Here is a 23,035-nt window from a genome sequence, read left to right on the forward strand (position 1 = left end):
TCCACGTCCCCCATTTCATTGAGGGGGGAGGTATGACTGGGGCTCCAAAGACCGCTGAACCAGACCGACAAGATCTTTGATGCTGAAAGGCTTGCGGATGAAGTTCACTCCTTCCTGCAGCGACTGAAGGTGATCAAGGCTTTCAGGTGCGTAGCCGGACATGAACATACATTGCAGGTCGGGATCGGCCTCCTGCATAATCTCATAGAGCTGAGGGCCGTTCATGCCCGGCAACACCACATCAGTAAGAAGCAGGTTGATGCCCTGCGGGTCCAGCTTGAGGGCGCTTTCGCCATCCGGAGCCGAGCGCACCCGGTATCCTATTTTTTCAAGTATCGTCTGGACGAGATGCAGAATATCCGGCTCGTCTTCAACAATGAGGATGACCTTGCTATCCTCTACGGCCGGCTCACTCCGTTCATCATCGGCAGGTTTTTCTGCCACTACGGGATCGCTATACAGGGGGAAGGACAGGGTAAAGGTGGTTCCTTTACCCTGTTCGCTGGAGCATGCAACATGGCCGTTGTGCTGCTTCACGATCCCGTAGACGGTTGAGAGGCCGAGGCCTGTGCCCTTCCCTACCTCTTTAGTGGTGAAGAACGGCTCGAAAATGTGCGGAAGATGACGCTCATTGATGCCGATTCCGGTATCGGAGACGGTAAGGACGGCATATCCCGGTGTCGTACTCTCGCCGGCGTTGATCGTAATGGTACCGTTCTCTTTTATGGCGTCGCGGGCGTTCAAGCAGAGGATGAGGAGGATCTGGTCGAATTGCCCGGGATCGATCGAGATGGAGTTGATGGCGGGGCCGGGGTGCCAGACGCAGGCGATGGATTCACCCATAGCACCACGCAGCATCGGGAGGCACTCTTCAACCAGTGCATTCAGCCTTACGACAGCCGGCTGCACGGTCTGCTTGCGGGCGAATGCCAAAAGCTGGCTGGTGATTGCCACTGAACGCTCGGTTGAGTTCAGAATGGCCTTAAGCCCGTTGAAAAACGGATGGGATTCCGGTACCTGGTCAAGCAGCATTTCCACATGGCCGAGCGTGATGGCAAGCATGTTGTTGTAGTCATGCGCGATGCCTCCTGCGAGCTGGCCTACAAGTTCCAGTTTCTGCGACTGGTTCAGCTGTTCCTGCATGACCTGCTCCGCCCTTTCGGCATGCTTGCGGGCAATGATGTCCCACGCAAAGCCGGCAAGGTTGTTGACGAGGGATGCATCGTCTTCGGTATAGTCGTAGGGGCAGTTGCCGATACCGAAAATGGCCGTGACTGTAGTCCCCTCCATATGGGGAACAACCAGTTCACGCTGCACGTCGCTGTGGCCGTGAGGCAGCGGGCGGTTGCGGTTGAGGGACTTGAAATCATTATGGATGAGTGCTTTTCCGTCCCGCAGGGCCTCTTGCCAGATACCGGCCATCCGCACGCCCATATCGCCCTGGTCAGTATCCATCCGGCATTCGTGCTGCATCGTGTTCGTTGACCATACCCGCTGCATATCCGGAGAGAATGGGCCCGAAAGCACGTGGCAGAACCCGATGATGCTGTCAGTCAACCGTTCAGCTTCGTTGAGGGTTGCTCGAAGCAGCTCCGCTTCAGTAGCGGTCTCCGACATCTGGTAAAGGCGTAGCCGGAACGCCATCAGGGATGCAAGGCGGTTGCGTTCGGTGATATCGTTGATGATGAGATAGACGTAGGGTTTGCCATGGATGCTGATTTTACTTCCGAAAGCCTCTACGTCGCGGATGGTACGGTCAGCCCGCCGATGACGGAACTCAAAGTGCTGGCTTTCGTGCTCTTGCCATGATGCCAGATGCGACTGTATTGCTTCCCATGGCAGCACATTGATCTGGCTGATGTTCATGGACTGCAGCTGGCCTGCCGGCCAGCCATAATAACGCTCTGCGCAACCGTTTGCGTCAATGATGTTGCCGCTGGCAGGATCGAGGATGAGTTTGATGACGCTATTGCTTTCAAACACCGCCTTGAACCGGGCCTGACTTTCACGGCGCATCCCGTCAGCCCGCATCCACTCGGTGACGTCAAGAACTATTCCGGCATATCGGATGACCTTGCCCTGTTCGTCCCGTACCGGAGTCCCTTTTGACATGAGCCACTGAACTTCGCTGCTGTTCAGGCCATTCACCCGCCATGTGCAGTTGAATTCCGTGCCCTTCGCCACAGCGTTATGAATGGTCGATTCAACGGCCTCCCGGTCTTCGGGAAAGATCGTCTCACGCCACGCTTCATAGGATGGCTCGGTGGAGTGAGGATCGAGGCCGTACAATGGCCACAGCTCCTCTGACCATTCGTTGGCGTTCGTCGTGATATCCCACCCCCATCTGCCGGCGTGCACCAGCGAAAGGATGGGGTCAGAAGTGCCCTCAGCAATGCTGTCAATCAGCCCAGTCAGGCGGGATTGGCCGATACCGCCGGAAAGACTGGAGAGATGTTGTGTCTTCTCCATAACGAATCATGTTTGATGTGAACCAACGCCCATACCGATGAGAGACGCACTAACACAGGCGTTTTGCACGAAGTCCCCGCCCATGGCTACCGTCACGATGGCAACGGACTGCGCCGCCATAACCTGCTACACCAAAGAATTCATCGGCGCGATTTTTGGGTGATGTCGCGAAACGGGTTTCCAATAAACTACAGCCCGCTTCCGGTTGTTTGATTTGCTGACCAGTACATTTTACGAAGTTTCTGCTTCTCTCCCCATGCTCTTTTTCTTTCAGCGATAATCCCTGCTGCAAGGTCCCGATGCATCTGTTCCGGGGTCACATATCCGATGCGTGAATGGTAGTGCTCCGTGTTATACCAGCGGAAATACTTCTCGAAAAAGTCCATGACGACTCCTTCATTCCAGTGCGAAAACCTGCCCATGTACACACTTTTCATCCGTCGTCCGGCGAATATGCGCCCTTAGGGTTGCAGTCCTTACAGCGAATCGGGGAGGGTCACATGGTTAGCCTTTCCTCCAAAGACGCTCTCCCCGATGGAGTGCCGGCTCCTCTCCTCCCCGTGCTTGAAACTGATCCATATGGGGCTGAACCCTGCAATTGTACTGATTCAATACCGACGACACTTTTTCCGGACGCAAAATCAAATTCCAGGCCACCCCACCGATAAGCGCCTGACGCCTTGAAATTGAGCCCTGAACGGGACACCTGCCAGAGAACAGTGAGGATGACATCACGCTTGATGCTGCTCTGCAGGATAGCCGGGGCTTCCCTGCCGTCCGGATATCCGGTGAGGGCTGCGTTCCTGATGGAACGGCCCAGCACTTCAGTCTCAGTCGCACTATGAAGCATACCGGGAGAGGCGAAAAGAAGCAAAAGAAGAAAAATGGGGGTCAGAGGAACCGCAATGCAACTACACCGTCGTCCATATAAAGAGTTTCCAAGACTCGGAGCTGACACTAAACGTGCGGCAGGGTAATGGGGAACAGACATAAGAGTTACTTTAGTCCTTCATTATACCACCCATCACAAGAATACACTACACTCGATACAGCGCGGCAGACAGTCTACGGCAGACAATGCCAGTCAACTGTTGCTTCTCTTATAAGAGACTCCGTTGCGCCCCTCGTCGTTCGCCGAGCTCAACCCACAGGATGAGTTTCAACACCAAGAGGGGGCCTGTACTGGGCCGCACCCAATAAAAAAAGCCCACCGGAGTACGGCAGGCTTTTAGAGAAAAGTGCACCCCGGAGGCCCGGGATGCATGGGGGCTTATTCCGGCCTGGAGAAATCGATGCTGAGCCACTTGTCCTCGAACGAGGCACCGGTGGACTCCATGCCGGCAAGGAAGATCGGCAGGGCAACGATTTTCTGGTAGTCGCCGATACGGATGGTAAGGTCATCGCCGAGCTTGAGGATCTTCGGTTCAAGACCCATGTGGTCCATGAACGGAAGACGGACGCGAACCTTGTAATGACCCTCAGATACCTTCTTGATGTCGATCGGGTTCTCCTTGAAGAGGATCTCAAGCGGGTTGGTCTCACCATATACTTTCTCGCCGACCTTGCGGAGCATCTCGAGACCCACGACCTCACCCTCGAACAGCGGAACCTCTGCAATCGGAATCGGGGCGAACGCGCTCTTGATCTGCTCGATGTAATGCTGCTGGATGGCACGCCATTTCTTGAAATAGGGGTCCTCTGTGTGATCCGGCATGATCCGGTTGATGGTGATGCTGTCGACCGTGATGCCGTAGAGGTTCAGGTAGGTCAGTGCACGCATGGACTCCTTGATGACCATCTTCTCGGGGTTCATGACGAGGCGGACGGTGGACTTGCTGCCGTCGGCAAGCAGGTCGATGATGCCTTCGGTCGAAGAGAAGAGGTTGTCGACCTTTTCGTAGACCTCTTCAGGTGCGACGAAATCGTCGATCTTCTTGATCTTTTTGGAGAGCGGCCTGATGACCGGCTTCACCATATATTTCTCGACGTTGCGGATGAGTTTGATGAACCAGCCGAATGTCTCGGGAAGCGAGAGGAGGCGGAGGGTTTCGCCGGTCGGCGCGCAGTCGACGACCAGAAGGTCGAAATCGGCCTGCTCTTCATTGTAGCGCTTGATGTAGGAGAGAGAGAACAGCTCTTCCATGCCGGGCAGAACGCCCATTTCTTCGGCGTAGACGCCTTCGACACCGCGCGACTCCATCAGCTGGGCAAAATGCTCCCTGACGACGTCCCAGTTCAGATTGAGGTCGCCGAACACACTGACTTCCTGACCCCAGAGGTTTTCAGCAACCTTGACGGGAGAAGGTCCGAGCGTGACGTCGAGTGAGTCACCGAGGCTGTGAGCCGGGTCGGTGGACATGATGAGGGTCTTGTACCCCATATCAGCAGCTCTGAGAGCCGTGGCTGCAGCAACTGAGGTTTTACCAACGCCGCCCTTTCCGGTAAAAATGATATTACGCATACGATTTAATGATTCTCATTTAAGGAATTATTGAAAAAGCTGTGTCCCCAAGCTGTGTCCACCACATGCCGTCTGCCGCCATGCAAACATGAAAAGGCTAAAGATAATAAATTAATCAATTAATCTGAACACCACCTCGGCAACTTATTACCTCCCTGACAGGAGGAAGTGATTCAGGGAGACACCCGAAGTTTCTGTCCGGTTCGGATGATTTTCTTATTGGAGATCCGGTTCCACTCCGCCAGACGTCGGACACTTATCCGGTACTCTGAGGCGATGTCCGAAAGGGTCTCTCCCCTTCTCACCCTGTGGTAGCGCACATCCCTGCCGGAATTCTTCCGGCTCCCTGTGTCCGTGGTGGCGATGCTGAGCCGCTGACCGCGCTGGATCAGCATCCTGCCGCCAAGGCCGTTAAGTTCAGCAAGTTCCCGGATGCTTATTCCATAACGGCGTGCGATGGAGGCCGCAGTTTCCCCCTTTGCAACCCTGTGGGTCGTGATGCGGGCCGGGGGAGAAGGTTGCAGGGGGGAAACATCCGGAACAACCTCGGCTGTATCAGTTATCCCCTCCGGGATATCGAGTGCGGTCACGACGGGATCGTAGAGGTCGTTTTCACGGTCGGAGAAGACGCGGGCATACTGCTCCGGGATGCGAAGCTCCCCTTTTGCCGTGTTCCCTGCCGGGACGAATCCGATCTTGTACTGCGGGTTGAGGAACCGGAGATCCTCGATCGGAAGGCCGAGCGTAAGGCTCACCCGTTCGAAGGAGACCGGGCGGCGTACCTCGACGGACTCGATGTCACGGTACAGGAAACCCGGCAGGAGAGGCTCGAGATTATGCTCCCTGTGGTAGTTCATGATATAGTGGACAGCGATGAACGCCGGCACATACCCGCGGGTTTCAGCGGGCAGATACCGCCATATGGTCCAGTAATCCCTGTTCCCCGATGACCCCGAAGCTGCCCGGGCTTTCCGGATGGCCTTGTTGACGTTTCCGGGTCCGGAATTATATGCGGCGAGAGCAAGGAACCAGTCACCGTATATGTTGTAGAGGTCGCGAAGGTGGCGTGCTGCTGCATCACTGGCTTTCCGGGGATTGAACCGGTCCTCGATGAATGATGATGACTCCAGACCGTAGCGGCTGCCGGTTCCGTACATGAACTGCCAAAGCCCCTTTGCCCCGGCCCGGGACACGGCAGTGGGATTGAGGGCCGACTCGACGATGGCAAGGTATTTCATGTCCGCCGGCACATTGTGGCGGGCAAGGGCGGCCTCGAACATCGGGAAATAGATGCGGGTGAGTCCGAGAATTTTCGTCGTCGCAATCCGCTTGTCAACCGCATAGACCCTTATAAAACCCTTGACATGGTTGTTGTAGGTCAGATTGAAAGGCGTTTTACGGTTGAGGGCCTCGATTCTTGCGGCATAGACCGAATCGCTGTACTGGGGGACGAACTGCAGCGGAAATCCTGAACGCGTCTCGGTACCGGACGGAACGGCGAAATGCTCGTCGCTGAAGTATGATGCCTGCATGAGGCTGTCGAGCGACGCCGAGAGCGAGGCGCTCGAGAACACATCGGGAGCGGAGGCCGCGGCCGCTGGACGCCCGATGGGCGCAAGAAGGAGCAGCAGCAAAGGAAGCAACAGCCCCGGAAGGGCATAAGGGATCCTGATGGTCACAGGTGGCACGGGAAACGTATATGGAAGATTCATGGGTACGAAGGAAACGCCCCCGATCAACATATGAACACTTCCCCAGTATTACAAGCGACGGAAGCGGCTTATCTCAGCTTCCGGCATCCGTAATCATCCGGATACACCACCCGGGATAGAAAGAGGCCGGAGGCGGCTGCCGGCCGAACCCTCCGGGCATGGGCATCGGCATCGAGCATCGCCTTGAAGGAGCATGGATCGAGCCGGCCCGCACCTATGTCCATCATCGCGCCCACCAGTCCGCGAACCATGCTCCGAAGAAACCGGTTGGCCGCAATATGGAAGACCAGAAACCCCCGATGGCGGTACCATCCGGCCATGCGGACCGAGCACAGGCTGCCCGTTCCGTCCCGGTCCTCACGCGAAAAAGCGCTGAAGTCATGGATGCCCTTGAGGGTTACGGCAAGAGAGTGCATGAGGGGTAGGTCAAGCGGCCTGGACGAACAGCCGGCAAAACGTCCGAAAACGGCCGAGGGTTCTTCCATGAGGAAGTAACGGTACTGACGCTCGGCAGCACTGAACCGGGCGTGGAACTCCATGTCTACTTCCTGAGGGCAGTCAACCCTGATGGTATCCGGCAGGAGGCAGTTGAGTGAATGCGCGATACGCTGTAGCTCAAGCGATGAGGCGGTCTGAAAATTCACCACCTGACCGAGGGCATGCACGCCCCGGTCGGTACGGCCGGCTGCTGCAAGGTTGACCCTCTCCTGCAGGATACGGCTGAGGCACGCCTCCAGTTCCCCCTGTACGGTCACGATGCCGCCCGGCTGGCGCTGCCATCCTGCATACGGAGTACCGTCATATTCTACGCGCAGTCTGATATTCCTCATGAGAATTGCTACATTTCATTCCGTCAGTGCCAACAATGCACTGAACAGGAACAGATATTCAACCAGAACTGATATTCAATTCATATACAACAGCCCCCATCGTGCATAGAGAGCATTTAGAGATTGTCCAGAGCGCCCTTCGGGCCCTCTCCCCCGCCCCGGAATCATCCAGCTACCGCGTCCCCCGGATGTGGGTGGATGAACAACCCGGAGCAATCGCAGTAGATCCGGTCCTCTGGCATCTGGAGCAGCTTGGGGAACTGCTGGCCTCCCCGTCAGCGGACACAGCCGTCGACTGGCACCGGGAAGCCGTCGTCTACAACCTCTTTGTGCGCTTCGGCTGCGCCTTCGATCACGACGGGGACGGCCGGATAGCCCCGGAGCCCCTCGCTTCCGGCTTCAGGGAGACCGGCACGCTCCTGAAGGCGATCGCAATGCTTCCTTATATAAAAAAACTTGGTGCCAATACCATCTACCTGCTCCCTCTCACCACCATAGGCGAAAAAGAGAGGAAAGGCACCCTCGGTTCCCCCTACGCCGTTCAGGATCCGCTACGGCTCGACCCGATGCTGGCTGAGCCAGCTCTCGGACTCCAGCCCGAAACCCTCCTCAAGGCATTCATTGAGGCCGCACACCTTCAGGGCATGCACGTGGTGCTGGAGTTCGTCTTCCGTACTGCCTCCGTCGACAGCCGCTGGATAGGGGAACATCCAGAGTGGTTCTACTGGCTGAAAGAGAGCGTTCCCCCGGAATCCTACGGCCCGCCGCACTTTCAGCAGGATACCCTGAACGAGATCTACAGCCTCGTCGACCGCCACGAGATGGAAGGCCTCCCTGCCCCTTCGGAAAGCTATCGCAACCAGTTCGCCCGCCGCCCCGTTACGGCCGAGCCCCAAAAGGAAGGCGGGTATAGGGGAATCGATGCCGACGGTGAAGCATGCAGAATCGCCAGCGCGTTTTCCGACTGGCCGCCGGACGACCGGCAGCCCGCCTGGACCGATGTCACCTACCTCCGCATGCATACACCTCCGGAGTTCGACTACATCGCCTACAACACCATACGCATGTACGATGCCGCGCTCACAAACCCTGAAACCCACAACACCGGTCTCTGGGAGGAGATCTCGGGCATCATCCCCCGCTTCCAGCGTGAGTACGGCATCGACGGCGCCATGATGGACATGGGCCACGCACTGCCGGCAGCACTGAAAAAAGAGATCGTCACGCGGGCACGGAAAACAAGGCCCGATTTCGTCTTCTGGGATGAGAACTTCGACCCGACCCCGGCCATACGCGACGAGGGCTTCAACGCCGTCTTCGGCTCGTTCCCCTTCGTCGTCAGCGACATCATCTATATCAGGGGGCTGCTCAATTTCCTCAACAAGACCGGCGTGGCCCTACCCTTTTTCGGGACCGGAGAAAACCACAACACCCCCAGAGTTCCGTTCCGCTACGGTGAACAGGAGGCAGGAAGAAGCTTCTCGACCTTCATCTTCACCCTGTCAGCCGTCCTTCCTGCCGTTCCCTTCATCCACTCCGGCATGGAGATCCTTGAATGGCGTCCGGTCAACCTCGGGCTCAACTTCAATGATGAAGACCGCGCCATGTGGCCCCCGGAAACCCTTCCCCTCTTCAGCGCCGCAAGCTTCGACTGGGAGAGGACGAACAGCCTGCAGCCGCTGAACGGGTACGTCAAAAAAGTACTCGACGTGCGAAGCCGCCATCTCGACATCATACTCTCCGGAGAGCAGGGCTCCCTCGTTATCCCCATCGTCTCCGACGACGCCATCTTTGCACTGAAGCGGACGGCCGGAGGCCGCTCGCTGCTCTTCATCGGCAACAGCGCCATTGACAACCCGAGAACCGGCTACATCGAGTTCAAAAAAGAATCCGCAGCCCTTGACGACCTGCTGACCGGAACAATATGCATGGTAGAAAATCACCGGCTCGAACTCACCCTCAAGCCCGGCCAGTGCATGCTCTTTCTCCTTCCGGATGAAAATTGAGGCACCTTGGAATCATACTGCGTAAAATCGTATCTTGAGTACTTTTACCCGAACCACTAAACGACCCTCGACCATGCCCATACTCATTGTCGGCTCCCTAGCATTCGATGACATCGAAACCCCCTTCGGCAGTTCCATGAACACCCTTGGAGGCTCCTCCACCTATATCGCCCTCTCGGCAAGCTACTTTGCCGACAAAATCCAGATGGTCGGCGTGGTAGGATCCGATTTCGAGGCAGAACACTTCCAGCTTCTGCACGACAGGGACATTGATACCAAGGGAATCCAGGTCATCGAAGACGGCAAAACCTTCCGCTGGGCCGGCCGCTACCACTATGACATGAACACCCGTGACACCCTCGACACCCAGCTCAACGTCTTCGCGGATTTCGACCCCCATATCCCCCACCAGTACCAGGATACCGGCATCGTCGTGCTCGGCAACATCGACCCCGAACTGCAGCTGAAGGTGCTTACACAGATAAAGAAGCCTGAAATGGTCATCCTCGACACGATGAACTTCTGGATCGAGGGCAAGCCCGAAGCGCTTAAGGAAACCCTCAAGCACGTCGACGTCTTCATCCTCAACGACAGTGAAGCACGCCTGCTCAGCGGCGACCCGAACCTCGTCAAGTCCGCCCGCATCATCCGCGAGATGGGACCCAAGACCCTCATCATCAAGAAAGGCGAGCACGGCGCACTCCTCTTCACCAACGGAGGCATCTTCGCTGCACCGGCGTTCCCGCTTGAGTCCATCTACGACCCGACAGGAGCCGGAGACACATTTGCCGGCGGATTCATCGGCCATCTCTCCCGCTGCGGGGAAGTGACCGACATGGAACTGCGCAAAGCAGTGCTTTACGGCAGCGCCATGGCCAGCTTCTGCGTCGAGAAGTTCGGCACTGAAAAGATTGCAGCGCTTGATATGCTTGAAATCGAAGACCGGTACGACAGCTTCCTCGAACTCTCCAGAATCGACGTCTGAGCCCACTGTTCAAAGGGCCTAAGGGCCATTATCCCATGAACCCGGGGGGCAGAGAATCCCCCGGATCCCCTCCAAGCCCATGAATGCGCTCAACGCCCTCGACTACAGTTTCATCATCGGCTATCTCCTCCTGACGCTCTTCATCGGACTCTGGTTCTCCCGGAGAGCCTCCGAGAACGTCGGAGAGTTCTTTCTGTCCGGCCGCAAGCTTCCCTGGTGGATCGCCGGGACCGGCATGGTGGCCACCACCTTCGCCGCCGACACGCCGCTGGCCGTAACAGGCTTTGTCGCACGCCATGGCATTGCCGGCAACTGGGTCTGGTGGACATTCGTTTCAGGAGGCATGCTCACCGTCTTCTTCTTCGCCCGACTCTGGCGCCGCGCTGAAATCCTCACCGACCTCGAATTCATCGAACTGCGATACAGCGGCCCTGCCGCACGGTTCCTCCGCGGGTTCAAGGCCATCTACTTCGGACTCTTCATCAACGCCGTCATCATCGGGTGGGTCAACCTCGCCATGTTCAAGATCATCAGCATCATGATCCCTGAACTGAACCCGCAGCTGACCATCATAGCCCTCGTCCTCTTCACCACCTTCTACTCCAGCCTCTCAGGCCTCTGGGGCGTCTCCATCACCGATGCCGTGCAGTTCGTGATCGCCATCGCGGGCTGCATCATCCTGGCGGTTCTTGCCGTCCAGTCGCCGGCAGTCGTCAATGCAGGCGGGCTGCAGGCAGCGCTGCCGGAGTGGATGTTCGACTTTTTCCCGGCCATCACCGCTAAAGACTCCGGCGGAGCCGGTGCCTTCGCACTCCCCTTCGCCTCGTTTGCCGCCATGGCCTTCGTGCAGTGGTGGGCATCCTGGTACCCCGGCTCCGAGCCCGGAGGCGGAGGCTACATCGCACAGCGCATGATGAGTGCCAAGGATGAAAAGCATTCACTGCTGGCCACCTTATGGTTCACCGTGGCCCACTACTGCCTGAGGCCGTGGCCATGGATCATCGTCGGCTTGGCTAGCCTCGTGATGTTCCCCGACCTGCCGGCGGCAGAGAAGGAGGACGGGTTCGTCTACGTCATGCAGGCCGTATTGCCGCCGGGCCTCAAGGGCCTCCTCATCGCAGCATTCCTGGCCGCCTACATGTCGACCCTTGCCACCCACCTCAACTGGGGAACCAGCTACCTTATAAACGACTTCTACCGCCGCTTCATAACGATCGACGGTTCGCCAAAGCACTACGTCGCAGTCTCAAAAATCACCACCGGCCTCACTGCCGGCTTCGCCCTCTACATCACGTTCTTTGTCCTCCACACCATCACGGGTGCATGGGAGTTCATCATTCAGTGCGGAGCAGGCACCGGGTTCGTGCTTATCCTCCGCTGGTTCTGGTGGAGGCTGAACGCATGGAGTGAAATCACCTCCATGCTCGCCCCGTTCCTCGCTTACGGATACCTGTCGCTCTTTACACAGATCGTGTTCCCCTCGTCGATCTTCATCATCGTCGCATTTACCATCACTGCCACTCTGGCCGTCACCTTTCTCACCGCGCCCACCGAGCGAAAGCACCTTGAGGCTTTCTACCGCAAGACCAGGGTTGGCGGGGTCCTCTGGGAGCCTGTCGCAAAAAACCTTCCCGATGTCCACTCAGACACCGGATTTCTCCGGCTCTTCTTCGACTGGGCGCTTGGTATTGCCATGGTTTACGCCATACTCTTCGGCACCGGCCGGATCATCTTCGGTGAACCGCTGACCGGAGCACTTTTCCTTGCCGGAGGCGCCGTAGCCGGAACCCTCATCTTCATGGACCTGAACCGACGCGGCTGGAACAACCTGAACTGATAGGAGGATGAGGACACCGAACATTCTGCTTGCATCGCAGTCGCCGAGGCGTCGCGAACTCTTAGCCCTCTTGGCCATTCCTTTCACGGCTGTAAGGGTTGATACGCCTGAACAGTTCGAATGCGCTGCATCTCTTGAAGAGAACGTGCGGAGGATAGCGGAAGAAAAAGCACGGGAGGCGCGGCGTCTCTACCCCGAAGAGTCAAGCTCTTCCATCATCCTCAGCGCCGACACAGTGGTCGAACACGACGGGCTGATCCTGCAGAAACCACAGGGAGAGGAGGAGGCCCTTGCCATGCTCCAAAGCCTCCAGGGACGAACCCACTCTGTCCACACGGGGTATGCGCTTCTCTACGGAGAACGGAAGCATACCGCCATGGCAACCACCCGGGTCACATTCAACGCAATGCCGAAGAGGGAGATCATGCGCTACATCGCCACAGGAAGCCCCTTCGACAAGGCGGGGGCCTACGGCATCCAGGACCCGGTGATGGCCTCCTATGTCAGTGGGATAGAGGGATGCTACTACAATGTTGTCGGCCTGCCGCTCTCAGCGGTATGGGCGGCCATTCAGAAAATGGTTGTTTAAGACGGTGGGGAAAGTCTCTGGAAACATGACGGTACCGGTCATCACCGGACCGACGGCGTCCGGCAAGTCGGCCCTCGCTCACCGGCTCGCCCTTGAAACCGGTGCAGAGATCCTCTCCGCCGACTCCCGCCAGGTCTACCGTGAACTCACCATCGGCTCGGCCAAGCCCTCCCGGGAGATGCTCCGGGAGGTAGCGTACCACTTCATCAACGAAAGAGCAATCACGGAGCCCTTCAGCGCCGGCGCGTTCGCCCTTGAAGCCACAGCACGCATCCGGGAGATCAAGAGGCGCGGCAAACGGGTCATTGTGGCCGGAGGGTCGGCGCTGTACCTGGAGGGGCTCATTAGTCCCTTTGCCGAACTCCCCCCCCAAAATGCAGAAATCCGCCGGAAGCTCAGCGAGCAGCTGGCGGACCTCGGAGGCGAACTCCTGTATGAACGACTCAAACAGCTGGACCCGGAACAGGCCGAAACGCTTGACCCGACAAAAACCCACCGCCTGCTCCGCAGCCTCGAAATCATTGAGATCACGGGGCGGACCGTAACGGAACTGCAGGCAAAAAAGAGCGGAGAGCCGTCCCCCCCGAGTTCGCTGCACTTCAAAACCTTTGCGATAGATATTCCCCGAGAAGAACTCTACCGGCAGATCAACCGGCGCACGGAATCGATGATGGAGGAAGGGCTCCTCATTGAGGCTGAACAGCTCTGGAAGCGGTACCGGATCGAAATTGAAAACAAGTCACTGCCGGCACTTCTCACCGTCGGCTACCAGGAACTCTTCGACCACTTCAGGGGCCGCACCACCCTTGACGAGGCCGTCACCCTCATCCAGCAGCATACCCGCAATTACGCAAAAAGACAGCTGACGTTCATGCGCAACCGGCTCACAGTCCAATGGATGCCGGCCGATACGGACTGGACTGCGCACTTCACGGGATAGAACAAGCGGCTCCATCAAGAGGAGCCCAGCCGGGCATGCCCGTTCAGACAAACAGATCTTAATTCCCGTTCAGCGATTGGGCCGGTTCGTTCTTTGTGAGGATGCCGTCAGCGACCATCTTCTCGATGGCTTTACCGAGCTCTGCGTGTGTCCTCAGCATGCCCTGCATTGACATGGCGACTGCGGCAACAGGACGTACGCTGGCCTGCTGATCTTCAATTTTGGTGACGTTGACAAGATCCATACGGATGACTCCGTCAATGAGCATGATATTGGCGATGCCGTCGGCATAAATGGTCTGCATGGCAGGGAAGGTTTTAATGGTGGTTGATACGAGCCATAATTAACGAAATATGTGCCATCCATCCAATAATCCGGATCCAGGCGGGTACTCTCCGGATGATAAAAATTTGTCTGGATGCAAAAAAGAAGGTAGGTTGGCACCAAATACAGATACGATACCCCGTATCCAAAACCCAGCAAACCCTTTACCCCCCTATTCCGCCATGCAGTTGTGTTCCCCCGCCCGCCGATCTCTTGCCCCCGCACTCTTTCTCGCCCTTCTTTTCGTCCACTCATCCCCTGCTCTTGGCATCGACCGGGTAAGCCTCTCGAACGGCGACCAGCTGAGCGGCACGGTGGTGAAGATGGAGAATTCCGCCCTCCGCTTAGACACCGGGTACGCAGGACCGATTTCTATAGCCTGGAATAAAGTGATTGGGCTCACCACAGAGAAACCCATGCGCATCCTTCTGGAAGACGGCAGGATCATGGAGTCCACCGCCCTCGTGCAGGCCGATCTGCTGCCGGTGCAGCAGATCAACCCCGAAGCGTGGGTGACCGGCGATGGACACCTCTTCAAAGGCGAGGCCGCACTGTCGCTGAACTTAGACCGGGGCAATACGCGATCTGACGAAGCCGATGTCGACACAGCCATGGAGTGGCGGCATCTCCGCCACCGGGTAAAGCTGTCAGGTGAACTGGAGTACGACACCACGGAAAGAGCAACGACGAACGACAAATGGTACGTGCTCGCCAAATACGACCATATCGCCTCCCCTCTCCGCTACTACGGCGCGAAGGTGGACTTCAAGACCGACCGCATCGCTGGACTCGACCTCCGCTTCGCCGCCGGCCCCTATCTCGGGCTCCAGTTCATCCACACCCCCGCAACCCGCCTCAGCACCGAACTCGGAGCGGATCTGGTGAGTGAGCGGTTCACGGCCATACCCGGCAACAACTACATGGCCGGCTCCTGGTCGCTTGACTGCAGCCACACGCTCCTTACTGACACCCTCGAGCTCTACCATCACCAGAAAGGCCTCGTGAACGTTGAGAGCCTCTCGGGTGTCATCCTCGACACCTGGACCGGCCTGAAAATCCCGATCCGGGGAGGATTCAGCACCAGTGCGGAACTCAAGGCCGAGTACAGCGGCGACGTCGGGGAAAACATCAAACCCTGGGACCTCTCATACCGCCTGAAATTCGGGTACAACTGGTAGGAAGCACCACAAGGTGCGGCATTTTCAGCGCATAAAAAAAATTCTTTGTGTGTGGATTTTTTGCCTATAATAATTCTGTGGGACAAGGAAGAGACCGGCTTTTTCCGGGAAAGTCTTAACAGGTTCTGCCCGTAATATCTTACAGGTTTTATCGTAGGAATTTACAATGAAGCACTCAGTATCGAACCGCAAGGAACTGACCATTCTGAAAATAGAGGAAACCGTCTTTGATTTCCGGCACGGCACCTCGTACAAGAAAGCCGTAGAGGATCTCATAGAAAGCGGCAGCACCAACCTCATCATCGACTTCAGCCATGTCAAGGCGATCGATTCATGCGGCATCAGCTCCATACTCCTCACCCATCAGCTTGCCAACCATGCCCACGGGCTCGCTATATTCGTCGCTCTCTGCCAACAGATCAAAGATCTTCTCAAACTCACCAACCTCGACAAGCAGCTCTATATATTCTCATCGATCAACGAGGTGGTGACGCTGGTCGAACCCGCCATGAAAACCCGGCGCTGCTCGCGCGCAAAATCTAAATCCGCAGCATACGACCACCCGGACGAAGTCGGTGACGAGCTGGACCTGCTCCACGAGAACGACATTGACAGTGTGATCGATGAAGATGATATGGGCGTATCATCTTTCGATGATGATGAAGAAGAATTGACCGGCGATGACCGGGTTGAAGGCGAAGGGAGCAAGAAGAGAGGACGTCCGAAAAAAACCGCCGGACCCACGATCGGCAGAAACGGAAAGAAAAGCACACGGGCCTGAACGATGGCCCCTTCAATACCGGCGTAACTGACCGCAACATCCCCCGAGGAAAGACTGCAAAGGAGTCTATGCCATGGGGGATTTTTCATTGTGCCGGAGCCATGTGGAGCGCCTGCTCCAGCCTGCCGGCATCCAGGTGAACGGGCCGGAACCCTGGGACATCAAGGTCCACGACAGACGTTTCTATCGCCGCATACTCACCGACGGCCATCTCGGAGCCGGTGAATCCTATATGGAGGGATGGTGGGACTGCCGCGCCCTTGATGAGTTCATCTACAGGGTGCTCCGGGCAGGCGTCGACAAAAAGGTATCAGGCTTCCGGGGGTTCCTGGAGCACAGCCTCGGAAGGCTGATGAACCGCCAGGCACCCCGGAGGGCATGGACCGTCGGCAGAACGCACTACGATACCGGCAACGACCTGTTCCAGGCCATGCTCGACAGCAGGATGATGTACAGCTGCGGATACTGGAAGGATGCCGATACGCTCGAACAGGCGCAGGAACAGAAACTCCGGCTCGTATTCAATAAACTCGACCTCAAGCCCGGCATGCAGGTGCTCGATATCGGATGCGGCTTTGGAGGGGCGGCAAAGTTCGCAGCCGAGGAGTACGGGGTGGAGGTTACGGCGGTGACCATATCCGGCGAACAGCACCGCCTTGCACGGGAGCGATGCCGCACAAGAGATGTACAGATAGAGCTCATGGATTACCGCGACATCCGGAAAACCTTTGACCGTATCTACTCCATCGGCATGTTCGAGCACGTAGGGTACCGCAACTACCGAACCTACTTCGACACCCTGAATCGCTGCCTCAAAAAAGACGGTGTCACACTCCTCCACACCATCGGTTCCAACAGGCCCTCGACAAGCGGCGACCCGTGGAGTGAAAAGTACATCTTCCCCAACTCCATGCTCCCTGCAGCAAGCCAGATCACCAGGGCCTACGAGGGGCGCTTCATGCTTGAAGACTGGCATGTATTCAGTCTGGACTACGCCCGGACCCTCATGGCATGGCACCACAACTTCGAAACCGCCTGGCCACAACTCCGCCACCACTACTCCGACACATTCAGAAGAATGTGGAACTACTATCTCCTGAGCTTTGCAGGAGCCTTCAGGGCCCGCAACATCCAGCTCTGGCAGGTGCTGCTTTCAAAAAAGGGTATGAACAGCCGAAAGGGCGTGCCGCGATAGCCCTTTGAAGACCATGGTATGCCTGTTGGGGCTCCCCTGCCGCGCGTTCATGCCCTCCAGCCGTCACGGGTCTGCGGCATTCTCAAGAAAGCGGACCACGTCGGGTTCTATACGATCATGTACCAACAGACGAGACTGGCGGCGGCACTCATCGCCAAATCCTGCAATGCCGGGTGTCCGGAACAACGACCATAAATGACCTCAGGCCTCGCATTCGTAACAGCTGGAGATACTTCTGTCTTCTTTCTGTCTGCTCCCGGTCATGAGTCCCCTGTATTCTTGCGGGAGCCTTTTTACGGAAGGAAACCCTCAGGGATACAGCAGAAGGGGCCGGAAACCCTCAGCCTCACGCCGGCTTTCAGCCACGATATCGCGGGGCGTCATGCCGGAGGTGATCATTTCACGGAACCGGGGCGTGCCGGCAAGGCGGTCGAAGAAAGTGCGCTGGCGGTCGATGCCGAGCTCCTGCGGGTAGCGGTTATGGAGCAGAGAGAGTATGACGGAAGCGGTCATGAAGGGATCGAACACGTCGCGATCGGTCACCTGTAGCCGCACCCCCCCGCACCTCTCGCCCTTGAACTTCGACGAATTAGGGACAAAACGTACCGCCTTGAAGCGGACGCCCGGAAGAGCGTACAGATTCAGACGCAGGGCGAGCTGTTCCCCGTCAATAAAGGGCGCACCGAACTGCATGAAGGGATGGCCTGTCCCGCGGCCCTCACTGACGTTGGTTGCCTCAAGAAACACCGTTGCAGGATAGAGGATGGCCCCGTCAACACTCCGGATGTTCGGGGAGGGGCTCCGGAAACTATAGCCGGGAAACTGATCGCCGAAGCGCCCGCGGTCCCACCCGCTCATTTTCACGACCCTCAGCGACAGATCCGGGCAGTACCTTTTTTTGATGAAAAGGGCTATTTCACCGACCGTCATGGCGTGGAGGAAAGGCACATCGAGAGAACCGACGAACGAGGTGGATGCGGGTTCGAGCATGAACCCTCCCCTCCCAAGCGGTGAAATGGGGTTGGGGCGGTCGAGCACCATGAAGGAAATGCCCGCCTCGCTGCATGCCTCCATGGCATACTTCATGGTGGAGATATAGGTATAGCAGCGCACGCCGACATCCTGGAGATCAAACACCAGGATATCGACCTCCCGAAGCAGCGATGGATCGGGTCGGCGCGAGGCCCCGTAGAGCGAATGGACCGGGAGGCTACCGGAAAGAACCGCTCCCCCGGCCTTCTCTCCAGCCTCCACATCAAGGGCGAACCCATGCTCTGGTGAAAGAAGATAGCGGAGAAGGACCCCCTGGCGGAGCATCATCCGATACCCCTGCTCCCCGCTCTTGGTCCGTGCAGCCGCATTGGTGATAAGGCCCACCCGGAGGCCTTTAAGATCACTGCAGCCGGTTACCTCCAGACTGTCGATGCCAGAGAGCAGCCGCTCTCCTGCCTCGGCGCGCGCCCACTGAATCAGCGAGCCCGGAACGAGAAAGAGAGCGATGATGAGAGAGGTAATTATGAAAGGGAAAAAACGAGCAGGAAGAAAAGCCGGAGGAAACCAGCTCGACCGGCTCCCCCACCGCGGAAAACGCGAAAAGCCGGTTCCCCTTATGAGGACCGGCTTCTGCTTTGTGGTGGGGACAGGACTTGAACCTGCAACCTTCGGGTTATGAGCCCGACGAGCTACCAATTGCTCCACCCCACGGTGTTTGTATGCACAATGTACGGAATCCCGAATCATTTCCAAATTATTATTGCACACTCTGGCCATTTATTTTCTCTCCCTGCGGTTCAACCATGAAAAGCCGCCCCCCTTCACCCTCGACGGCAAGCAGCATCCCTTCGGAAATCTCACCGCGGATGGTGCGGGGCGCAAGGTTGGCTACAAGCAGCACGTTTTTGCCTACCATCTCTTCCGGGCTGTAGTGTTCGGCAACGCCGGCAAGCACCTGACGCTGGGTTGAGCCGACCTGCACCTGCAGCTTAAGCAGTTTCGAAGCCTTTTTGACCTTTTCGGCGGCCCTCACCGTGGCGACCCGAAGGTCGACTTTCTGGAAGTCGTCGAACCCGATTGCCGGCTTGAACTCAATTTTCACCTCAATGGCTCCCGCTTCGCGCGCTTCGGCTTCACGGACGAGCTGCTCGATCTTCTGGAGTTCGGGCTGTATCTCCTGGTCCTCAATCTTTCTGAACAGGATTTCACTCTCGGGGCTGAGTTTGTGTCCCATCGGAAGAGCTGGCTCAAGAAGTGTCTTGAGGATGGGCTCACATTTGCGTACAAGGCCGTCCACTCCACCCTTGAAGCCAAGCATCCTGTGGATGCGGTCACAGGTTTCGGGAATGACAGGATAAAGGGCAATGGAGAGTGCATGGCAGAGATTCAGCGAGAGCGCCATGGTCCTTCCGGCAGCTTCAGGATCGGTCTTTATGGCTTTCCAGGGCTCTGCCGAGGTAAGGAAACGGTTGGCTGCACGCGCAATGTCCATTGCGATGGTTGCGGCCTCCCTGAAATGGAACCCCTCGTAAGCCTGGTCGAGCTGGCTCTGGGTGGCGTACCAGTCGATACCGAGCCCTTCCCACTCCTGAACGGTGCAGCTGTGCGGCACTTCGCCCCCGAAGCGCGAGTTGGTGAAGTCGATTGAGCGCTTGATGAAGTTGCCAAGCGTATCGGCCAGTTCACCGTTGGTACGGTTCTGGAAGTCGGTCCAGCTGAAATCAGTATCCTTGTTCTCCGGGTAGTTCATCGCGATGCTGTAGCGGAGGGTATCGGCAGGGAACTTCTGGAGGAACTCACCGAGATAGACGGCGTAGTTGCGCGACTTGGAAAACTTCCGGCCCTCGAAGTTCATGAACTCGGATGCCGGCACGTTGTCGGCGAGGTTGTATATCCCATCCTCCCGACCCTCGTTCCAGGCCATGAGGATGGCGGGGAGCATGAGGGTATGGAAGACGACGTTGTCTTTGCCGATGAACTGGACGAGACGGGTTTCAGGGTTCTGCCACCAGTGGCGCCAGAGATCCCGGTCGCCCTGCTCCTCAGCCCACTGCCGGGTGAAGGAGATATAGCCGAGGACGGCGTCAAACCACACATAGAGCACCTTGCCTACCGCTTCCGCCTCGCCGAGCGGCACCTTGATGCCCCAGTTGAGGTCGCGCGTGATGGCCCGGTCGTTGAGGCCCCCTTTGAGCCAGGTGCGGGTGTAGTTGAGGACGTTCGAGCGCCAGTCATCCTCGTGGGAGTTGACGAACCGCTCAAGTTCAGCCTGGTAGCGCCCGAGCGGAAAATACCAGTGGAGGGTGTCGCGTAGCTCCGGGGTGGCGTTGGAGATCTTGCTTTTCGGGTTTATGAGCTCCATCGGGCTGAGGTGCGTGCCGCACTGTTCGCACTGGTCGCCGCTGGCCTCGGTGCTGCCGCAGATGGGGCAGGTACCGCTCACATAGCGGTCCGAGAGGAAGCGCCCGCCTTCGGCGTCGTAGAAGAGTTTTTCGGTCCTGCGGTTGAAAATCCCCTTCCGCTCCAGCTCAAGGAAGAACTCCTGGGCGGTTTCATGATGGAGTTCCGATGAGGTGCGGCCGTAACAGTCGAATGAAATGCCGCACTTCAGGAACGCCTCAAGGTTCATCCGGTGGTACCGGTCGACCACGTCACGCGGACTGATGCCTTCCTTCTCCGCCGTAATGGTGATCGGCACGCCGTGCTCGTCTGAACCGCCGATATGGAGAACCTCCTCCCCTTTCAGGCGCTTGTGGCGGACATAGATGTCGGCCGGAAGGTATACGCCGGCAAGATGGCCGAGATGGACAGGACCGTTTGCATACGGAAGAGCGGTAGTGACAAGCGTTCTTTTGAACTGGGCCATAAAAACTGAATCTGGAAAAAGCTGGTAAAAACTGTTTGTACTAGGACGGTGGATCCCCCCGCAACCCTCAGCTGCGGCGCTCCCGTTTCTGAAGGAACATGGCGTTGAAGCGTTCGAGCGGCAGTCGGCGTTTGCGCGAACCCGCTTCATAAACGATCCATACCACTTTCTTCTCCAAGTCGACGCTGTCGATGACGGCCGGGCCGTCGGGGGTCGAGAGCAATGTGCCGGCGACGGGCAGTTGCGGCCCCTTGCAGGAGGAAGCGGCCGGATCGTTTTTACTGAACCCGAGACAGCATTTCGGCTTGTTGCAGAGACCGGTGATGTTGAAGGCGTGGCTGTCGGCATTGCCGGTATCAGCATACTGGGTCTTGTCGGCAAACGGATTGGCATGGATCTTCTGGAGCCAGCTCGAGCAGCAGAGCATGCACCCGCAGGGGCCGAACGCATTGGCGCGCCGGGCCTCCTCGCGCGTCGTGATCTGCACCATCTGGATCCTTGCACGGAACTCCCCGGCAAGGTCGCGCACAAGGTTGCGGAAATCGACGCGGTGCGACGAGGTGTAGTAGATGGAAAGCTTCTGCTGGTCCATGCGCAGCTCCACGTCGACCAGTTTCAGCTCAAGGGCGTGGCGCCGTACCTTCGCAATGCAGACGTCACGGATCTCATCCTGCTTTTTCATCACATCCTTAAGCATCACGAGATCCTCGGGGGTAGCCAGACGAAGGATTACCGGACGGGTTTCATGCTTCCGGTCGAGCCCCTTGAGAACGAATTTCTTGCGGGCTATCCGGCCCGTCGAATAGACCATACCGAAATCATACCCCCCGTCTGACTCCACGATGACTTCCTGGCCGACATCGAGCGGCACGGCTGTGTTGTTCAGGAAAAAGTCACGGAGACAGCCTGCAAGCTCGACTTCACAGATATCTCCCTCTACGCCGGTCACCTCATCAGCGGAGCCGGAGTAAAGTTCTTCGACTTCGCTGTGCAGCAGCTGTGAAAGCCGCAGCCTGACCTGTGCGTTGTCGCCCTGAAGGCAGCTGCATACAACATTACCCATAGTCGTTATTTCACTCCTTAGGTGAGGCGCCAAAAAGCGCCTTAATGTATGGGGCGCAAAAAGCGCCTTAAGGTTTCAATCCGCCGGTTTATCGAAGCCTTTCCCCTAAGAAGGGTACGGGCCCCCTCAAGCCGGCGGGCTATGACGTTCTCTTTGAGCGTGTCGAGCCGGGCCGAAGTTTCCTCCTCAAGGAGGCCGGTCAGCCGCTCCGTGCCAGGAAACGTTTCCCGGGTGACTTTCTCTGGTGGAGCGATCGACAGGAACAGCTCAGGTTTCTGTTCTTCAAGATATTCAATCCGGCTGACAACTGAAACAAGGTAAATGCTCTCTCTGGATTCCAGAACACGCTTCACGATGGAGGCCGCCCCGCGGTAATAGCCGAGCGGGCGCCGGTCGACATGCTCGATCCTTCCCTGCGGGAAGAGCCAGAGCGCGTTCTGCCTCTCGGAGGGGGCAAGGAGCAGTTCGGCCGCATAGGAGAGAGTCCGGGCCGCACTGCGAGGGTTCTCCCTGTTGAGTGAAAATGCCCCGAGACGGGTGAAGAACCGGTGCTTTTGGAGCTGTCGTTCTTCAATGATGATGTGAAGGTTCTGGCAGAAGTACTCCTCTGTGAGGAGCTGCGACCAGAACCCGTCCCACCAGTATGCGTGGTTGCAGTGGAAGATGACGGGCACACGGAGGTCCATCTCCCTGAGGGCGGGGTCCAGCAACACCCTCACGGAGTTGAAAAACCGCCTGAACTGCCGGCGCGAGTACCAGCCGAACCAGAGGGTGTACAGCCTGCTGCGCCGGACATACAGCATCAA

19 protein-coding genes and 1 tRNA gene are annotated in these 23,035 nt (G+C 57.5%); 8 read left to right on the top strand and 12 right to left on the bottom strand.

All coding sequences use genetic code 11. The annotated features are described in order from the left end of the window. Positions 1-15: 15 nt before the first annotated feature. The 5 genes from PLUT_RS06100 to truA form a co-directional block, all read right to left on the bottom strand. Complete coding sequence (locus tag PLUT_RS06100) at positions 16-2,469, bottom strand: PAS domain-containing hybrid sensor histidine kinase/response regulator (RefSeq protein WP_011357904.1); 2,454 nt, start codon at positions 2,467-2,469, stop codon at positions 16-18. A gap of 188 nt (positions 2,470-2,657) precedes the next feature. After that, on the bottom strand, positions 2,658-2,906 hold the full coding sequence (locus tag PLUT_RS06105) for an integrase (protein WP_011357905.1): 249 nt from the start codon (positions 2,904-2,906) through the stop codon (positions 2,658-2,660). 833 nt (positions 2,907-3,739) lie between these two features. Then, a complete protein-coding gene (locus tag PLUT_RS06115; RefSeq protein ID WP_011357907.1) occupies positions 3,740-4,930 on the bottom strand; it encodes an ArsA family ATPase in 1,191 nt (396 codons plus the stop codon). Positions 4,931-5,103: 173 nt separating this feature from the next. Next, positions 5,104-6,609, bottom strand: coding sequence for a lytic transglycosylase domain-containing protein (locus PLUT_RS06120; RefSeq protein WP_041464111.1), 1,506 nt, complete (start codon positions 6,607-6,609; stop codon positions 5,104-5,106). Positions 6,610-6,710: 101 nt separating this feature from the next. Beyond that, entirely contained in the window at positions 6,711-7,472 is a 762-nt protein-coding gene (gene truA / locus PLUT_RS06125) for a tRNA pseudouridine(38-40) synthase TruA (protein ID WP_011357909.1), read from the bottom strand. Between the two features lie 101 nt (positions 7,473-7,573). On the opposite strand from truA, the gene PLUT_RS06130 reads away from it, so the two are divergent. The 5 genes from PLUT_RS06130 to miaA all read left to right on the top strand — a co-directional run bounded on the left by PLUT_RS06130 (position 7,574) and on the right by miaA (position 13,829). Continuing rightward, entirely contained in the window at positions 7,574-9,478 is a 1,905-nt protein-coding gene (locus PLUT_RS06130; RefSeq protein WP_011357910.1) for an alpha-amylase, read from the top strand. A 73-nt stretch (positions 9,479-9,551) separates the two neighbouring features. After that, positions 9,552-10,463 carry a PfkB family carbohydrate kinase gene (locus PLUT_RS06135; protein ID WP_011357911.1) on the top strand — a complete coding sequence of 304 codons (912 nt, stop codon included), beginning with the start codon at positions 9,552-9,554 and terminating at the stop codon, positions 10,461-10,463. 79 nt (positions 10,464-10,542) lie between these two features. Further along, a complete protein-coding gene (locus PLUT_RS06140; protein ID WP_011357912.1) occupies positions 10,543-12,300 on the top strand; it encodes a sodium:solute symporter family protein in 1,758 nt (585 codons plus the stop codon). Positions 12,301-12,307: 7 nt separating this feature from the next. Continuing rightward, entirely contained in the window at positions 12,308-12,889 is a 582-nt protein-coding gene (locus tag PLUT_RS06145; protein ID WP_011357913.1) for a Maf family protein, read from the top strand. Between the two features lie 25 nt (positions 12,890-12,914). Beyond that, positions 12,915-13,829, top strand: coding sequence for a tRNA (adenosine(37)-N6)-dimethylallyltransferase MiaA (gene miaA / locus PLUT_RS06150; protein ID WP_011357914.1), 915 nt, complete (start codon positions 12,915-12,917; stop codon positions 13,827-13,829). Positions 13,830-13,887: 58 nt separating this feature from the next. On the opposite strand, the gene PLUT_RS06155 is transcribed toward miaA, so the two are convergent. After that, positions 13,888-14,133: a hypothetical protein gene (locus PLUT_RS06155; protein WP_011357915.1), complete on the bottom strand. Its 246-nt coding sequence runs from the start codon at positions 14,131-14,133 to the stop codon at positions 13,888-13,890. A gap of 202 nt (positions 14,134-14,335) precedes the next feature. On the opposite strand from PLUT_RS06155, the gene PLUT_RS06160 reads away from it, so the two are divergent. The 3 genes from PLUT_RS06160 to cfa all read left to right on the top strand — a co-directional run bounded on the left by PLUT_RS06160 (position 14,336) and on the right by cfa (position 17,307). Beyond that, complete coding sequence (locus PLUT_RS06160) at positions 14,336-15,331, top strand: DUF481 domain-containing protein (RefSeq protein ID WP_157858154.1); 996 nt, start codon at positions 14,336-14,338, stop codon at positions 15,329-15,331. 166 nt (positions 15,332-15,497) lie between these two features. Beyond that, entirely contained in the window at positions 15,498-16,112 is a 615-nt protein-coding gene (locus tag PLUT_RS06165) for an STAS domain-containing protein (protein ID WP_011357917.1), read from the top strand. 73 nt (positions 16,113-16,185) lie between these two features. Further along, a complete protein-coding gene (gene cfa / locus PLUT_RS06170) occupies positions 16,186-17,307 on the top strand; it encodes a cyclopropane fatty acyl phospholipid synthase (protein ID WP_011357918.1) in 1,122 nt (373 codons plus the stop codon). Between the two features lie 63 nt (positions 17,308-17,370). On the opposite strand, the gene PLUT_RS12095 is transcribed toward cfa, so the two are convergent. The 6 genes from PLUT_RS12095 to PLUT_RS06195 all read right to left on the bottom strand — a co-directional run bounded on the left by PLUT_RS12095 (position 17,371) and on the right by PLUT_RS06195 (position 23,032). After that, on the bottom strand, positions 17,371-17,493 hold the full coding sequence (locus tag PLUT_RS12095) for an antitoxin MazE-like protein (RefSeq protein ID WP_338047141.1): 123 nt from the start codon (positions 17,491-17,493) through the stop codon (positions 17,371-17,373). A 123-nt stretch (positions 17,494-17,616) separates the two neighbouring features. Then, positions 17,617-18,684, bottom strand: a complete 1,068-nt coding sequence (locus PLUT_RS06175) for an exo-beta-N-acetylmuramidase NamZ family protein (protein WP_157858155.1) — start codon at positions 18,682-18,684, stop codon at positions 17,617-17,619. A gap of 254 nt (positions 18,685-18,938) precedes the next feature. After that, positions 18,939-19,011, bottom strand: a tRNA-Met gene (locus PLUT_RS06180). A 46-nt stretch (positions 19,012-19,057) separates the two neighbouring features. Further along, complete coding sequence (metG, locus tag PLUT_RS06185; protein ID WP_011357920.1) at positions 19,058-21,166, bottom strand: methionine--tRNA ligase; 2,109 nt, start codon at positions 21,164-21,166, stop codon at positions 19,058-19,060. A 67-nt stretch (positions 21,167-21,233) separates the two neighbouring features. Next, entirely contained in the window at positions 21,234-22,229 is a 996-nt protein-coding gene (locus tag PLUT_RS06190; protein WP_011357921.1) for a PSP1 domain-containing protein, read from the bottom strand. A gap of 41 nt (positions 22,230-22,270) precedes the next feature. Next, positions 22,271-23,032, bottom strand: coding sequence for a lysophospholipid acyltransferase family protein (locus tag PLUT_RS06195; RefSeq protein ID WP_011357922.1), 762 nt, complete (start codon positions 23,030-23,032; stop codon positions 22,271-22,273). Positions 23,033-23,035: the final 3 nt, after the last annotated feature.

The sequence above is a fragment of the Pelodictyon luteolum DSM 273 genome (assembly GCF_000012485.1).
GTDB classification, from domain to species: domain Bacteria; phylum Bacteroidota; class Chlorobiia; order Chlorobiales; family Chlorobiaceae; genus Chlorobium; species Chlorobium luteolum.